Annotated in this window: 14 protein-coding genes; 13 read left to right on the forward strand and 1 reads right to left on the reverse strand. The window is 70.8% G+C overall.

Annotation, left to right across the window (positions count from 1 at the left end; genetic code table 11):
* The 11 genes from OG589_RS02165 (at position 1) to OG589_RS02215 (ending at position 12,353) form a co-directional block, all read left to right on the forward strand.
* Positions 1–621, forward strand: coding sequence for a DJ-1/PfpI family protein (locus OG589_RS02165; RefSeq protein WP_405145646.1), 621 nt, complete (start codon positions 1–3; stop codon positions 619–621).
* Positions 618–2,426: an AGE family epimerase/isomerase gene (locus tag OG589_RS02170; RefSeq protein ID WP_405145648.1), complete on the forward strand. Its 1,809-nt coding sequence runs from the start codon at positions 618–620 to the stop codon at positions 2,424–2,426. The genes OG589_RS02165 and OG589_RS02170 overlap by 4 nt, the downstream gene beginning before the upstream one ends.
* Positions 2,423–2,764, forward strand: a complete 342-nt coding sequence (locus tag OG589_RS02175) for an STAS domain-containing protein (protein ID WP_405145649.1) — start codon at positions 2,423–2,425, stop codon at positions 2,762–2,764. Before OG589_RS02170 ends, OG589_RS02175 begins: the two co-directional genes overlap by 4 nt.
* Complete coding sequence (gene glgX, locus OG589_RS02180) at positions 2,761–4,875, forward strand: glycogen debranching protein GlgX (protein ID WP_405145651.1); 2,115 nt, start codon at positions 2,761–2,763, stop codon at positions 4,873–4,875. The genes OG589_RS02175 and glgX overlap by 4 nt, the downstream gene beginning before the upstream one ends.
* 91 nt (positions 4,876–4,966) lie before the next feature.
* Positions 4,967–5,278, forward strand: a complete 312-nt coding sequence (locus tag OG589_RS02185) for an STAS domain-containing protein (RefSeq protein ID WP_405145653.1) — start codon at positions 4,967–4,969, stop codon at positions 5,276–5,278.
* 7 nt (positions 5,279–5,285) lie between these two features.
* The gene (locus OG589_RS02190) at positions 5,286–5,696 is read left to right on the forward strand and encodes an ATP-binding protein (protein ID WP_405145655.1); all 411 of its coding nucleotides are present in this window, start codon (positions 5,286–5,288) and stop codon (positions 5,694–5,696) included.
* Positions 5,693–6,907 (forward strand): PP2C family protein-serine/threonine phosphatase, encoded by a 1,215-nt coding sequence (locus tag OG589_RS02195; RefSeq protein WP_405145657.1) that lies wholly within the window; start codon positions 5,693–5,695, stop codon positions 6,905–6,907. The genes OG589_RS02190 and OG589_RS02195 overlap by 4 nt, the downstream gene beginning before the upstream one ends.
* On the forward strand, positions 6,907–7,650 hold the full coding sequence (locus tag OG589_RS02200) for an AAA family ATPase (protein WP_405145659.1): 744 nt from the start codon (positions 6,907–6,909) through the stop codon (positions 7,648–7,650). The genes OG589_RS02195 and OG589_RS02200 overlap by 1 nt, the downstream gene beginning before the upstream one ends.
* Positions 7,647–9,092 carry a sugar phosphate nucleotidyltransferase gene (locus OG589_RS02205; protein ID WP_405145661.1) on the forward strand — a complete coding sequence of 482 codons (1,446 nt, stop codon included), beginning with the start codon at positions 7,647–7,649 and terminating at the stop codon, positions 9,090–9,092. The genes OG589_RS02200 and OG589_RS02205 overlap by 4 nt, the downstream gene beginning before the upstream one ends.
* Before the next feature lie 119 nt (positions 9,093–9,211).
* Positions 9,212–11,065, forward strand: a complete 1,854-nt coding sequence (gene glgB / locus OG589_RS02210) for a 1,4-alpha-glucan branching enzyme (RefSeq protein ID WP_405145663.1) — start codon at positions 9,212–9,214, stop codon at positions 11,063–11,065.
* Between the two features lie 97 nt (positions 11,066–11,162).
* Entirely contained in the window at positions 11,163–12,353 is a 1,191-nt protein-coding gene (locus OG589_RS02215) for an IS701 family transposase (RefSeq protein WP_405145667.1), read from the forward strand.
* On the opposite strand, the gene OG589_RS02220 is transcribed toward OG589_RS02215, so the two are convergent.
* Positions 12,350–13,306 (reverse strand): GlxA family transcriptional regulator, encoded by a 957-nt coding sequence (locus tag OG589_RS02220; protein WP_405145669.1) that lies wholly within the window; start codon positions 13,304–13,306, stop codon positions 12,350–12,352. The genes OG589_RS02215 and OG589_RS02220 overlap by 4 nt on opposite strands.
* Before the next feature lie 72 nt (positions 13,307–13,378).
* Here OG589_RS02220 and OG589_RS02225 point away from each other — a divergent pair, with 72 nt between their 5' ends.
* Positions 13,379–14,698 carry an MFS transporter gene (locus tag OG589_RS02225; protein ID WP_405145671.1) on the forward strand — a complete coding sequence of 440 codons (1,320 nt, stop codon included), beginning with the start codon at positions 13,379–13,381 and terminating at the stop codon, positions 14,696–14,698.
* Entirely contained in the window at positions 14,695–15,417 is a 723-nt protein-coding gene (locus tag OG589_RS02230; RefSeq protein WP_405145673.1) for a peptidyl-tRNA hydrolase, read from the forward strand. Before OG589_RS02225 ends, OG589_RS02230 begins: the two co-directional genes overlap by 4 nt.
* The last annotated feature ends 83 nt before the right edge of the window (positions 15,418–15,500 follow it).

A 15,500-nucleotide genomic window follows, 5' to 3' on the forward strand; every position in this document is an offset into this window, starting at 1 on the left:
GTGGCCAACACGCGCGTCGCGATCCTCATGGAGAGCGACTTCTACGAGCCCGAGATCTTCTACTACCAGCGCAGGTTCGCCGAGCAGGGCATCCCGGCCGACTTCCTCACCCGGCTGTGGGGCCAGCGGTCCATCACCTTCAAGGGCCACGAGTACCGCGCGCCCTTCGACGTCTCGCTCAGCCTGGAGCACGTCGACCCGGCGGACTACTCGGCCGTCATCGTGCCCTCTGGCATGGTGTCGGACCGGCTGCGCTACACCGAGGACGTGGACCGGCTCGCCCCCGCGACCGACTTCCTGCGCCGCGCCTTCGAGCGTCCCGAGGTCATCAAGGGGATCATCTGCCACGGCATGTGGCTCGCGTCCTCCATCCCGTACGTCGTGCGCGGCCGGAAGGTCGTCTGCCACAACAACCTCGTCGGCGACGTGCGGAACATGGGCGCCGAGTACGTCGACAGGGACGTGGTGGTCGACGGCGACCTCGTGACCGGACGGTCCGGCCAGCACTGCCACCTGTTCGCGAAGACCCTCATCGAGCTGCTCACAGAGAAGGAGCTGCTCGCACGGACGGACCCGTCCTCGCAGAAGGACCTGGTCGCACAGAAGGGTGGAACCCCGTGAACTTCACCTTCTCCGACACCATCGCCGGTCAGGTCACCGCCTACGACAGGCAGGCCAGGACCGCCACCGTCGCCACCGCCGACGGCCGCCGCTTCGACGTCTCGGTCGACGGCGAGCCCAGCGCCGAGCTGATGCGCAACCTCGGCGAGCCGTACACCGACGCGTCCGGGCAGCTCGACGCGATGCTCGAGCCCGGCCGCTTCCTGTTCGCCTACGGGGTCTTCTACCCGCACGGCGACGACCAGATCTTCGACGCCAAGCGGATCATCTTCCTCGGCCGCCGGCCGGGCGACTTCCGCTTCGAGGAGTCGAACTGGTGGATCCACCAGCTCGAGGAGATCGCCGCCTTCTACCGCAAGGCGCAGTTCGGCGAGGGACCGGTGGACTTCACCGAGTACCGCACGCTGATCAGGCTCGGCGGCGAGAAGACCAGCAGCCACGTGCAGGAGACCGACACGATCTCCCGGCTGGTCTACGGCATGGCCTCGGCGTACATGCTCACCGGCGACGACACCTACCTGGAGGTCGCCGAGCGGGGCACCGAGTACCTGCGGACGCACCTGCGCTTCGTCGACGCCGACGAGGACATCGTCTACTGGTACCACGGCCTCAAGGTCGACGGCGACGTCGAGCGCAAGCTGTTCACCTCGGAGTTCTCCGACGACTACGACGCCATCCCGATGTACGAGCAGATCTACGCGCTCGCCGGCCCCATCCAGACCTACCGGGTGACGGGCGACCCGCGGATCAAGAGCGACGCGGACGCGACGCTGCGCCTGTTCGACCGGTTCTTCCTGGACCGCGAGGGCGGCGGCTACTTCTCGCACATCGACCCGATCCTGCTGAGCCCCGACCACGAGTCCCTCGGCGAGAACCGCGCCAGGAAGAACTGGAACTCGGTCGGCGACCACGCCCCCGCCTACCTGATCAACCTGTACCTGGCCACCGGCGACCCCGCCTACGCCAAGTTCCTGGAATACACCTTCGACACCATCGTGGAGCACTTCCCGGACGACAAGAACAGCCCGTTCGTCCAGGAGCGCTTCCACCGCGACTGGTCGCACGACACCACCCACGGCTGGCAGCAGAACCGCGCCGTGGTCGGCCACAACCTGAAGATCGCATGGAACCTCATGCGGATGCACTCGCTCAGGCCCAAGGCGGAGTACGCGGAGCTCGCCGCGCACATAGGCGACATCATGCCGGCGATCGGCAGCGACCGGCAGCGCGGCGGCTGGTACGACGTCGTGGAGCGGGCGCGCAGGGAGGGCGAGGACCGCTACCGGTTCGTCTGGCACGACCGCAAGGCCTGGTGGCAGCAGGAGCAGGCCATCCTGGCCTACCTCATCCTCTTCGGGATCACCGGGCAGGACCGCTTCAGGGACGAGGCCCGCGGCGCGGAGTCGTTCTACAACGCGTTCTTCCTCGACCACGACGAGGGAGCGGTCTACTTCAACGTGCTCGCCAGCGGCCTGCCGTACCTGCTCGGCACCGAGCGGTTCAAGGGCAGCCACTCGATGAGCATGTACCACTCGTCCGAGCTGTGCTTCCTGTCGGCGGTGTACAACAACCTGCTCATCAACGGCAAGCACCTGGACCTGCACTTCAAGCCGGACCCCGACGGCTTCGCCGACCGCACCCTGCGCGTCTCGCCCGACCTGCTGCCCCCCGGCTCGGTCAGGATCGGCGCGGTCGAGATCGACGGCGAGCCGTACGAGGACTACGACGCCGAGGCCCTCACCGTCCACCTCCCGGAGGCGACGGGCAGGGTGAAGGTCAAGGTCAGGGTGGAGGCCATCCGATGAGCGTCAACGTCACCACCCGGGTCGTCGACGGCTTCACGGTGGCCCGCCTCGACGGCGAGATCACCAGCACGACCGCGCCGGGAGTGCAGGACCGGCTCCTGCCGCTGGTCGGGCAGACCGGCAGGCTCCTGGTCGACTTCACCGACGTGCCGTACGTGTCGAGCGCGGGCCTGCGGATGCTGCTGCTGCTCTACCGGCGGGCCCAGCAGGCCACGACGGGCATCGTCCTGGTCGGCCTGACCGACGAGGTCAGGTTCGTGATGTCGGCCACGGGGTTCCTGGACTTCTTCGAGATCGGCGAGGACGCCGAGACCGAGATGGGGCGCGTGCGGCCATGACAGCCGAACGCATCGACTCGTTCCCGACGAGACAGATCGCGGGGTACCGGGTCGGCCACGGCCGGCCGTTCCCCTACGGCGCCCGCGTGGTGCCCGGCGGGGTCACCTTCTCGGTGTTCTCCGACCGCGCCACCTCCATGACGCTGGTGCTGTTCAAGCGCGGCGCCGACAGGCCGATGGAGGAGCTGCCGTTCCCGCCCGAGTACCGCATCGGGAGCGTCTTCGCCATGACCGTCTTCGGGCTCGACCCCGAGGACCTGGAGTACGGCTTCCGCGCCGACGGCCCGTTCGACCCCGCCAGGGGCGACAGGTTCGACGCGGGGACCGTGCTCACCGACCCGCACGCGCGCCTGCTGTCCGGGCGCGAGACCTGGGGGGTGGCGCCGGACTGGAGCAACCAGTACCAGTACCGGGCCGTGATCGCCCTGGAGGACTTCGACTGGGAGGACGACGCGCCGCTGCGCACTCCCACCGAGGAACTCGTCATCTACGAGACGCACGTCCGCGGCTTCACCCGGCACCCCTCCTCGGGAGTGTCGGCGCCCGGGACGTACGCCGGCCTTCGGGAGAAGATCCCCTACCTGCGGGAGCTCGGGGTCAACTGCGTCGAGCTCATGCCGATCTTCGAGTTCGACGAGTTCGACAACTCGCGCAGCAACCCGGTGACCGGCGAGCGCCTGTACAACTACTGGGGCTACAACACCGTCGGCTTCATGGCGCCCAAGGCCGGCTACGCCGCCACCGGCAGGTACGGCATGCAGGCGGACGAGTTCAAGACCCTGGTCAAGGACCTGCACAAGGCCGGCATCGAGGTCATCCTCGACGTGGTGTTCAACCACACCGCCGAGGGCAACGAGCAGGGGCCGACGATCTCGTTCAAGGGCCTGGACAACGCCACCTACTACATGCTCACCCCCGAGGGGTACTACTACAACTTCAGCGGCACGGGGAACACCGTCAACTGCAACCACCCGGTGGTGCGCGAGTTCGTGCTCGACTGCCTGCGCTACTGGGTGGCCGAGTACCACGTCGACGGGTTCCGCTTCGACCTGGCCGCGATCCTCGACCGGGGGCCCGACGGCAGCCCGCTGCCCAACCCCCCGCTGCTGGAGCAGCTCGCCTACGACCCGATCCTGCGGCACAGCAAGCTCATCGCCGAGGCCTGGGACGCCGGCGGCCTGTACCAGGTCGGCCACTTCCCGAACTACGGCCGCTGGGCCGAGTGGAACGGCAAGTACCGCGACATCCTGCGCAGGTTCGTCAAGGGCGACGAGGGCACAGTGGGCGAGCTGGCCGCCAGGATCGTGGGCTCCCCGGACCTGTACGGCGGGCGCGGCCCCACGGCGTCGGTCAACTTCATCACCGCGCACGACGGCTTCACCCTCAACGACCTCGTCTCGTACAACGACAAGCGGAACGAGGCCAACGGCGAGGGCAACGCCGACGGCGCCAACGACAACAACAGCTGGAACTGCGGGGCCGAGGGCCCGACGGACGACCCCGGGATCAACGCGCTACGCACCCGCCAGATGAAGAACGCCCTGGCGATCCTGCTGACGAGCCAGGGCGTGCCCATGCTGCTCGCCGGCGACGAGGTGGGCCGCACCCAGCTCGGCAACAACAACACCTACTGCCAGGACAACGAGCTGTCCTGGTTCGACTGGGACCTGGTCTCCTCGAACGCCGAGCTGCTGCGGTTCACGAGCAGGCTGATCGCGTTCCGGCGGGCCCACTCGGTCCTGCGGGAGGCGACGCATCCGCTCGGCGTGGACTTCCTGGGCGTCGGCCTGCCGGACGTGAGCTGGCACGGCGTACGGCCGTGGGAGCCCGACTGGTCGCCCGGCAGCAGGCTGCTCGCGGTGATGCGCTGCGGGCGCGACGCCGCCGGGGCCAAGGACCACGTCTACGTGGCGATGAACTCCCACTGGGAGGGGCACGACCTGGAGCTGCCCGAGCTGGCCGGCGGGGGCGTCTGGCGCGTCTTCGCCGACACCGGGGCGACGGCTCCGCACGACGCGCACGAGCCGGGGTCCGAGCCGGTGCTGGAGCGGCCCCGGCGCCACTACATAGGGCCGCGCTCGGTCGTCATCCTGACCGGCACCAACGCCTAGAGCTCCCAGAACCGCTCGAACCAACAGACCGGCTCGAACGACAGACCGGCTCCGGCGCACGGACCCGGCTTCGACGACCAGGAGGACCGCAGTGGCTTTCACCGCAACCCTCAGCACGGACGCGGACATCGCGACCATCCACCTCGCCGGCGAGCTCGACGCCTCGACCGCGCCCGACTTCCACGAAGCGATCGACGACGCCGCCGCCACGGGCGCCGGACGCCTGGTCATCCAGGCGGCGGACCTGACCTACATCGCGAGCGCGGGGCTGCGCGCCCTGGTGTTCGCGCGGCAGAAGCTGGGCGACGACATCGTGATCGTCATAACCGGCGCGACCGAGCCCGTCCTCCGGGTCATCCGGATGGCCGGGCTCGACCGTAGCTTCGAGATGACCAGTTCGTGAGGTTCCGGTGCCCCGGATCCCCGCGTCGCTCGAAGCACTCGACGAGGTGGCGGGTTACGTCCACGCGCTCGCCGAGCGCGCGGGACTGCCCGCCACCCGCGCCCACCGGCTGAGGCTGGCGGCGGACGAGCTGGCGACCAACATCGTCGTCCACGGCTACCGGGACACCAAGGGTGAGCTCGGGGTCGAAGGGGGCGTCGAGGAGGAGTCGGTCTGGCTCAGGTTCGAGGACGACGCCCAGCCCTTCGATCCCCGGGACGGGCTCCAGACCCCCGAGCAGGACGTGCCGGTCGCGCAGCGCCGGATAGGCGGCCTCGGGGTCTACCTGGCGCTGACCGCCCTGGACGGCTTCACCTACGAACGGGTGGCCGGACGCAACATCAGCACGCTGCGGATCCGTAGGGATGGAGCGACATGACGCAGACCGGTGTAATGGTCCTGGACGACAGCCTTGAGCTGCCGCCGCGACTGCGGCAGGCGCTGGAGGAGGCCGGGACCCACGTCCAGATCCGCTCGCCCGCGGACGTGCTCGCCGGCGAGCGGGTGCCGCCCCTGGATGTCCTGCTGGTCTCGGCCGAGGTGCCGCCGAACATCGTCAGGGCCGTCGCGAGGCGGCTGGACGACGAGGGGCGGCACCCGGTGATGCTGGCGTTCACCGAGAACGACTTCGGGGCGCTCGAACGCCACATCCGCGGCGGGCTGGACTACCTGGTGCCGCCCTTCCTGACCTCGCTGGTCCGCACGCGGCTGCACAGCTGCTACGTGCGGGCCGAGCTCGGGCGCACGCTCCGGCAGATCGAGACCCAGGCCGACCTGCACCGCTACGAGCGCGAGCTGGAGATCGGCAGGGAGATCCAGCTGGGCTTCCTGCCGGAGTCGCTGCCGACGCCCGAGGGATGGGGCATCGACGTGCGGTACCGCCCGGCCCGTACGGTCGCGGGAGACTTCTACGACGTGTTCGAGCTGGTCAACCGCCGCCGCATCGGCCTGGTGGTGGCGGACGTGTGCGACAAGGGGGTCGGAGCCGCGCTGTTCATGGCCCTGATCCGCAGCCTGCTCAGGCACACCGCCGAGCAGAGCGGGAGCCAGGGCCTGAGCGCCGTCGACCTGATGGCGGGGGACGAGGTGCGCGCGGTGCCCGTCGTCGGCGCGACCCCGCTGCTGAACGCCGTCGTCGGGACCAACGACTACCTCACGCGCAACCACCTCAGGCAGGGCTACTTCGCGACCATGTTCTTCGCGGTGCTGGACCCGGCGACGGGCAGCCTCGTGTACGTCAACGGGGGGCACAACCCGCCCGTGCTGGTCCGGGCCGGCGGCGGCGATCCGGTCATCCTCGAACCGACGGGCCCGGCGGTCGGCGTCCTGTGCGACTCGACGTTCTCGCTCGGCCACACCCACCTGGATCCCGGTGACGTGCTCTTCATCTACACCGACGGCGTGACCGAGGCACGCGCGCCTGACCGGAAGTTCTTCGGGGAGGAACGAATGCTCGACCTGGTTTGCGACGGCACCGGTTCCGGGGCCGACCTGCTGCAACGGGTGGACGACGCGCTGAACGGGTTCGTCGGCGCGGCGGAACAGTCGGACGACATCACGATGATGGCCGTCCACCGGATGGGGATCTGATGGCACGGGTCATCACGATGCACTCCTACCGGGGAGGCACCGGCAAGTCCAGCATGGCGGCGAACATGGCGCTGCTCCTCGCGGCCGAGGGCCGCCGGGTGGCGCTCGTGGACGCCGACATCCAGTCGCCGGCCGTGGACACGATGTTCGGGTTCCTGCGCAGCCCCGCCAAGTGCTCGCTCGCCGACTACCTGGTGGGCCGCTGCGAGATCGAGGACGCGGTCATGCGGGCGCCGGAGGACGGGCCGTTCATCGTGCCGGCCAGGACCAGCGTCTCGGCCATCAACGAGATCACGGCCAACGGCTACGACGTGGGGCTGCTGAACGAGGGGTTCACCCGGCTCGTCGGCGCCTTCGACCTGGACGTGCTGATCCTGGACACCCACACGGGCATCAACACCGAGACCGTCATGGCGGTGGCCTGCTCGGACGCGCTGGTCCTCGTCACCAGGGCGGACCGGCTCGACCTCGCGGGCGCCGCCGAGAGCGTCGCGCTGGCCGACAGGCTCGGCTGCACGCGGCGCGCCGTGGTGGTGAACATGGTGCCGGACGTGACGCTCGGGGACGGCCTGGTGCTGAAGGCGGAGACGGCCTACGGCTCCCCGGTCACCGCGGTCCTTCCGTACGTGCCGGAGATGGCGCAGCTCGCGGGAGAGCAGATCTTCGTCACCGCCCATCCCGCGCACTCGCTGGTCAGCGGCTACCAGAAGATAAACGACGCTGTGCTCGACGGTGCCGCATGAGAGCACCGGTCGAGGACGGCGCGAGGAAGGCGCCCATGACGGGCGCCGGGGCGGGTGGCGAGGGCGCGCCCCGGGAAGACGCCGCGACGAGAGTGCCCGTGGTGGCCAGGGGAGCGGGCGTGCCCGCGGAGAGCGTGCGCGGCATCGCGCTCGCCGGCGGCAAGGGCATCAGGGCCCGCCCGCTCACCCTCACCACTCCCGACCACGTGCGGAGCAAGGCCGCCATGCGGCTGGCGGGGCGCAGCCTTGTCGAGTGGGCGGTCGAACTGCTGCGCGCCCAGGGCGTCACCGACTTCCGGGTGGCGGCCAACGGCAGCGAGAACCGGTGCCAGACCAAGGACATCCTCGGCGACGGCGCGCGTCTCGGCGTCTCGGTGCGCTATTCGAGGCCGCGGTTCGACCACGACAACACCGGCTCGGGGCAGGCGACGCTGCGCTGCCTCGACCACTGGGATCTGAACGGCCTCGCGCTGATCTTCCCGACCGACTCCATCTTCGACTTCGACCTGGCCGCGATGGTCAGGCGGCACCGGGCCTCCGGCGCCGCCGTCACCGTCGCGACCGTGCCACGCTCCCCGGCCGAGGCGGCGGGCAAGTACGGCGTGCTGGTCAGCGGCGGCGGCGACGGCATGGTCACCAGGTTCGCCGAGAAGCCCGGCAGGGAGCTGGCCGAGCGCCTGGCGCACGGGGGCGAGCTGGAGACCAACGCCGGGATGTACCTCGTCGACTGCGACGCGCTGCGGATGGCCGCCCGCCGGCCCGCCCTGGCCGAGCTGAGCCGCCGGCGCCTCGACTGGGGCCGGGACCTGCTGCCCTACCTCATCTCCTCCGGGAGCCGCGTGGCCTCCCACCCGATCGCGCGGTTCGGTGACCTCGGCAGTCCCGAGGACTTCCTGCGCACCATGCGGGAGGTCCTGCGTGACGAGTACCCGGCCCTCAGCGCGCGGATGCGCCCGTTCCGCAGCCACGCGCGCGGTGTGCGCATCCACGACAGCAGCCTCAACCTCAAGGACGAGGTCTCGGGCCGCTCGCTGGCCGAGAAGATACGGGACGGCGACGTGCTGATCGGGCCGAACGTCCGCGTCGGAAGGGACGTGGAGATCGGGCCGGGGGTCGTGCTGGCCGACTCCGACGTGGCAGACGGTGTGGACATCGGGGAGGGCGCCACGCTGCACGGCGTGGCCTGCGGGGAGCACGGCATCATCGGGCCCCGCGCCCGCCTCGCCGACACCGTGCTCGGGGCCGCGGTGGAGATCAGGGAGGCGGCGGTGCTCGAAGGGTTCTGCGCGCTCGGGGACGAGGTGAGCGTGCACGCCGGAGTGCGGCTGCACGGGGTGAGCGTCTTCCCCCGGCTCGAGATCTGGAGCGACGCGCGCGTGCCGAGGGGCGCCTGCCTGGTGAACCCCGGTGACGTGCTCCGATGGTCGCACAGGGTGGCTTGACTGCCGGACTTGACTGAGTAGCCACGAATGGGTAGGGGTCGGACATCTCCCCGAGTAATCTAACGAGCACCAATCGCTGGGGTTAACACTCTGATCTGGAACGCGGGAGAGATGAAATCGTGAATTTCATTCTCAGGAGTCGTGGTTCACTCTTCGGCGATCCGGGTTTCCCTTCTCGTAAGACAGGCGACTTCCAACTGGGCCGCAACGGTAAGGGCCGCCACGAACGGCTCTGGCAGGCACTCGGGGCGCACACCACGGCCGTGGGCACCGCCTTCGCGGTGTGGGCGCCCAACGCCCGCGAGGTCCGGGTGGTCGGCGACTTCAACGGCTGGCGGGGCGCGGGGCACCGCATGAGCTGGACCGGCGCCTCCGGCGTCTGGGAGCTGCTCGTCCCCGGAGTCGGCGACGGCTGCCGCTACAAGTACGAGATCCTCGGGCACGACGGCGAGTGGCGGCAGAAGGCCGACCCGCTCGCCTCGGCGTCCGAGTGCCCGCCCGCCACCGCCTCTGTGGTGTTCACCCCCGCTCACGAGTGGGGCGACTCCCGGTGGCTGGCACGCAGGGGGTCCGGGGTGCCCCACGAGGAGCCGATGAGCCTCTACGAGGTCCATCTCGGCTCCTGGCGGCCCGGCCTGACCTACCGCGAGCTCGCCGAGGTGCTGCCCGCGTACGTGGCGGGCCTCGGCTTCACCCACGTCGAGCTGCTGCCCCTCGCCGAGCACGCGTCCGACGAACACCTGAGCACCGCCTTCTACGCGCCCACCGCGCGGTACGGCGGGCCCGACGACTTCCGGCACCTGGTCGACAGCCTGCACCAGGCGGGCGTGGGTGTGATCCTCGGCTGGACCCCGCAGCGCTTCGCCGGCGAGGAGTGGGGCCTCACCCGCTTCGACGGCGGGCCGCTGTACGAGGCGGGGGAGTCCTCGGCCTTCGACTACGGCAGGCCGGAGGTGCGCGCCTTCCTGCTGGCCAACGCGGTCTTCTGGTGCACCGAGTTCCACATCGACGGGCTCAGGATCGCCGGGGTCGCCTCGATGCTCCACCGGCCGGGCGAGGGTCTCGGGAGCGATCCCGACGCCGCCTCGTTCCTGCGCGAGGTGAGCTCCGCAGTGGCCCGTGCCGGCGCGGGGGTGGTCACCGTCGCCGAGGAGTCGAGCGCGTGGGACGGCATGACGGCGCTCACCGACCCCGGCAGCTTCGGCTTCCACTTCAAGTGGAACACCGGCTGGACGCACGACACCTTGGGCTACCTGGCGAGGGATCCGATCTACCGCAAGTACCACCACGGGGAGATCACCTTCCCCATGGTCTACGCCTACTCCGAGCACTACATCCTGCCGGTCTCCCACGACACCGGGCCGCTGCCCGCCCGGATGCCGGGCGACCACTGGCAGCGCCTGGCCAACGTCAGGGCCTTCCTCGGCTTCATGTGGGCCCACCCCGGCAAGCAGCTGCTGTTCATGGGGCAGGAGTTCGCGCAGGAGGAGGAGTGGTGCCCCGCGCGGGGCCTGCGCTGGGACGCGGCCGACGGCGGGGTCCGCGACCTGGTCCGCGACCTCAACACCGCCTACCTCGGCCTTCCGGCCCTGTGGCGGCTCGACTCATCGCCCGAGGGGTTCAGGTGGATCGCCCCGGACGCCGCAGAGGAGAACGTCCTGGCCTTCCTGCGGTACGACGCCGACGGCACGCTGATGGCCTGCGTCTGCAACTTCTCGCCGGTCATCAGGCCGGACTTCCGCATCGGCCTGCCGTTCGCCGGCAGGTGGGCCGAGGTGCTCAACACCGACGCCGAGCCGTACGGCGGCAGCGGGGTCGGGAACCTCGGCGTGGTCGAGGCGACGGGCACCCCCTGGCACTGCTGCGAAGCGAGCGCGTCCCTCGTCCTGCCGCCCCTCGCGACCCTCTGGCTCCGTCCCGTCCCTCGCGGAGATCTCCCGCCGCATTCATCTGACAAAGTAATCCAGGACTGACGCAAAAAAACCGCACGGGCGGTATGGTTTTTCTTGGCACCCAGCGGGGTGTGCGCCTCACCGGAACTCTCGGGGCGCGGACTGGAGGGGGTCGCCCGTGGGCGTCAGCTCAGTCTCCTCCGAGCAGGAGAAAGTCTCATCGGAGTTCTTCGCCCGGTTCTGCGGCATGATGTTCTCGTCGCTGAAGCGGCGCGACCAGCGTCGCTGGGCACGACTGTATCTCCGTGGGCTCCTGTCGATCGAGGGGCGCAAGACGATGCGGGGGATCGCGTCGCTGGAGAGCGGGCCGGCCGTCGAGCAGAGCCTGCAGCAGTTCATCAGCCAGTCGCCCTGGGGATGGATGACGGTCAGGCGCACTCTGGCCGGCTACCTGGAGCAGGTCATCCGGCCGATCGCGCTGGTCGTGGAGCCGCTGGTGATCCCCAAGTCGGGGGACCACTCGGTCGGCGTCGAGCGCAGGTTCGTCAGGAAGCTCGGCCGCCTGGCCAACTGCCAGCAGGTCGTGGGCGTCTGGCTCGCGTCCGAGCAGGAGGCCTGCCCGATCGACTGGCGGCTCATCCTGCCCGAGAGCTGGACCGGCGACCCCGGCCGGCGCCGGCGCGCCGGCATCCCCGACGACGAGGTGAGCCTCAGCGTCGAGGAGTGCGCCGCCGAGGTGGTGGCCGGCATCGCCAGTGCCTGGGGGCTCAGGCAGCGCCCGGTGGTGATGGACGCCAGGGAGATCGACATCGGACGCATGATCTTCGAGTTCTCCGAGCGGGGCATTCCGTTCGTGCTCCGGGTGCACGACTCGATCCCCGTGAGCCCGTCCGACCCGAGGATCCCGCTCGGCATGGGACGCCGCATCCAGGCCGGCCAGCTGATCGACGCGCTGCGCGACGTCAGCCGCATCGTCGAGGCGCCCCGGGCCGTGAACGGCGCCGTCTCGGCCTCCCGCCCCGCGTTCGCCGTGAGCGCCCGGGTGCACACCCCTTTCCGCTCGTCCACGGCCGAGGCGGGGGAGCCGACCCTCACCCTGCTGGGCGCGTGGACCGTGCCCGAACAGCGCTCGGCCTCGGTCTGGCTGTCGAACATCACCCAGCTTCCGCCGGGGGCGCTGCTGCGCGTCGCCCAGACCGCCGAGCGGGTGGCCAGGGAGCGCGCGGGGGTGACCCACCATCTCGGGCTCCGCGACTTCGAGGGAAGGTCGTTCAGGGGATGGCACCACCACGTGACGCTGGTGTCGGCCGCCCACGCCTTCTGGATGATGCTGTCGAACACCGGAAGCCAGCTCTCGCAGTTCCTCTAGGACTTGAAGGTGTGGCGGTAGGTCAGCGGCGCCACGCCCACCGTCGCGTGAAGGTGCTGGCGCAGCGACACGGCCGTGCCGAAGCCCGACAGGGCGGCCACCTGGTCCACCGGCAGGTCGGTGGACTCCAGCAGGTGGCGCGCGCGCTCCACGCGCTGGCGGCTGAGCCATCGGGCCGGGCTCAGCCCGGTCTCCTCCCTGAACCGCCGGGTGAACGTGCGCACGCTCATGCGCGCGTGCCTGGCCTGGGTGGCGAGGTCGAGCCGATCCCCGAGCCGTTCGAGCATCCAGGCCCTGGTGGGGGCGGTGGTCGCGCCTCCGGGCTCGGGCAGGGGGCGCTCGATGAACTGCGCCTGCCCGCCCTCGCGCCAGGGCGGGGTGACGCAGCGCCGCGCCACCCGGTTGGCCACCTCGCTGCCGTGGTCGCGCCGGATGACGTGCAGGCACAGGTCGATGCCCGCGGCCACCCCCGCCGAGGTCAGCAGGTCGCCGTCGTCGATGAACAGCACGTCGGGGTCGAGAAGCACCCGGGGGAACAGCGACCGGAACCGGGCGGCGTTCCTCCAGTGGGTGGTCGCCGGCCGGCCGTCCAGAAGGCCCGCCGCAGCCAGCACGAACGCCCCCGTGCAGATCGACATCAGCCGGGAGCGCGACGCCGCGGAAAGCAGCGCGTCGCGGACCTCACCGTCCACCGTGCCGTCGGTGAGCGGCGATCCGCCGTGGATGCCCGGCACCACCACGGTGTCGGCCGTGCGGAGGATCGACAGGTCATGGTCGGGGACCACGCTGAACCCCGCCGAGCCGCGCACGGGCCGCCCGCCGGGGGTGCAGGTCACGACCTCGTACAGCCGCCGGCCCGCGGCGTCCTCGGCGATCCAGAAGACCTGTCCCGGGATCCCGAGGTCGAGGGTGGCGAAGTCGTCCAGCACGAGGACCGCGATGCGATGCACCATGGCCGGATTCTTGCACATATTGGCTATCAAGCCACTCGCCCGGTCTGAGGTGCGAAATCCATCATTGTCGGCATGGCGTTGACGATGGATGTGAGGCGGAGGCGGCGACCGCACCGGGCCTGGGTGGTGGCGGGAGTCGCTTTCGTGGCGATTGTGGGGGCGGCCGGGTTCCGGGCCACGCCGGGGGTCCTCATCACCCCGCTGGAGCAGGAGTTCGGCTGGACGCGGGGCACCATCTCGCTCGCCGTCTCGGTGAACCTCATGCTGTACGGCCTCACCGCGCCGTTCGCGGCGGCCCTGATGGACCGTCTCGGCATGCGCCGCGTCGTCGCCTCCGCGCTGCTGCTCGTCGCCCTCGGAAGTGGGCTGACGGTGTTCATGACCGCGAGCTGGCAGCTCGTCGCGTGCTGGGGCGTGCTGGTCGGCCTCGGCACGGGCTCGATGGCGCTGGTCTTCGTCGCCACGGTCACCGACCGGTGGTTCGTACGGCACCGGGGCGTGGTCACCGGAGTGCTGACGGCCGGTGGAGCGGCGGGCCAGCTCGTATTCCTGCCCCTGCTGGCATGGATGGCCGAAGGGCCGGGATGGCGGGTGGCCGCGCTGGTGGTCGCCGGGGCGGCGCTGACGGTCGTGCCGCTGGTCTGGTTCCTGCTGCGCGACCGCCCCGAGGACGTCGGCCTCACCGCCCTCGGGGCCGAGCCGGGCGCGGTCCGCGCGGCGCCCGTCGTGCGCACGGGAGGGGCGGCCGCGCGGGCGCTGACCGTGCTGAGGTCGGCGGCGCGCACCCGGTCGTTCTGGTTCCTCGCGGGTGGCTTCGCCATCTGCGGCGCGAGCACCAACGGCCTGGTGGGCACCCACTTCATCCCCGCGGCCCACGACCACGGCATGCCACAGACCACCGCGGCGGGCCTTCTGGCGCTCATCGGCGTCTTCGACGTGGCCGGGACCATCTTCTCCGGCTGGCTCAGCGACCGGGTCGACCCGAGGATCCTGCTGGGCGCCTACTACGCGCTGCGCGGCGCCTCGCTGCTGATCCTGCCCGTGCTGTTCTCCGCGACGGCCGAGCCCAGCATGCTGATCTTCATCATCTTCTACGGCCTGGACTGGGTGGCCACCGTGCCGCCGACCGTGGCCCTGTGCCGCACGATCTACGGCCGGGACGGCGCGGTGGTGTTCGGCTGGGTGTTCGCCTCCCACCAGGTCGGCGCGGCCGTCGCGGCGGTGGCGGCCGGGGTCACCCGCGACCACCTCGGCCACTACGACGCGGCCTGGTACGGGGCCGGTCTGCTCTGCGCCCTCGCCGCGGTCATGTCGCTGCGGGTGGGCCGCGCGTCCCGAAGGCCGGACGTGCCGGACCGGCGCCAGGACGAGGCTGAGATCCTTGGGGCGTGAGCCAGCCAGACCAGAGAGTGCTTCCCCTCGTCGTCCGCATCGAGCGCGCCACCCCGCCCGAGCGCACCGACGCCCTGGAGGCGGCGGCGCTCGCCGTACTCACCCTGCTGACCGACGAGCGCACCACGGGCGGTGAGTGGACCGAGCCCGTGCAGGCATGGGAGACCATCGGCATCAGGAAGGTGGTGCGCCGGGCGAGAGGCGTCGAGTGGCGCCGGGTGCAGGAGCTGCCCGGCATCACGGTCGCGGTGCGGTCGGCCGAGGTGCGCGTGCACCCGCCGATCCCGCTCGACGCCTGGCCGAAGGAGCTGTCGCGGCTCCAGGTCTCGGGCACCGACCTGACCGACACCGCGCCGCCGGAGCCGCCCCCGCCGGGCGCGGCGGTGCTGTGGTTCAACCCGTCGCTCGAGATGTCCGCGGGCAAGGCCATGGCCCAGGCCGGTCACGCGGTCCAGCTCGCCTGGTGGGGCACCGACGAGCCCACCCGTGCCGGGTGGCACGCCGAGGGGCTGCCGGTCGCCGTGCGTACGGCCGGGCCGCGCCGGTGGGCGGCGCTGGTGGACAGCGGCCTTCCGGTCGTCCGCGACGCCGGGTTCACCGAGATCGAACCGGGCTCCCGCACGGTCGTCGCCGACGCGCCGTGGCTGCGCGCGGGCGGCCACCGCCCGGCCGGTTGGGGGCCTCTGCGCAATCCGTCCCGCCAGGGTGACGGCGTTTGACCGGCGGGCGAAAGCGGAGGTCAGAGCGTACGCAAAACCTCTATGCGGTAGGCACTCGTTCCCGAAGTGTGATCGGGAACTCA

Origin of the sequence: Sphaerisporangium sp. NBC_01403 (assembly GCF_045040145.1) — a bacterium.
Taxonomy (GTDB): Bacteria; Actinomycetota; Actinomycetes; order Streptosporangiales; family Streptosporangiaceae; genus Sphaerisporangium; species Sphaerisporangium viridialbum.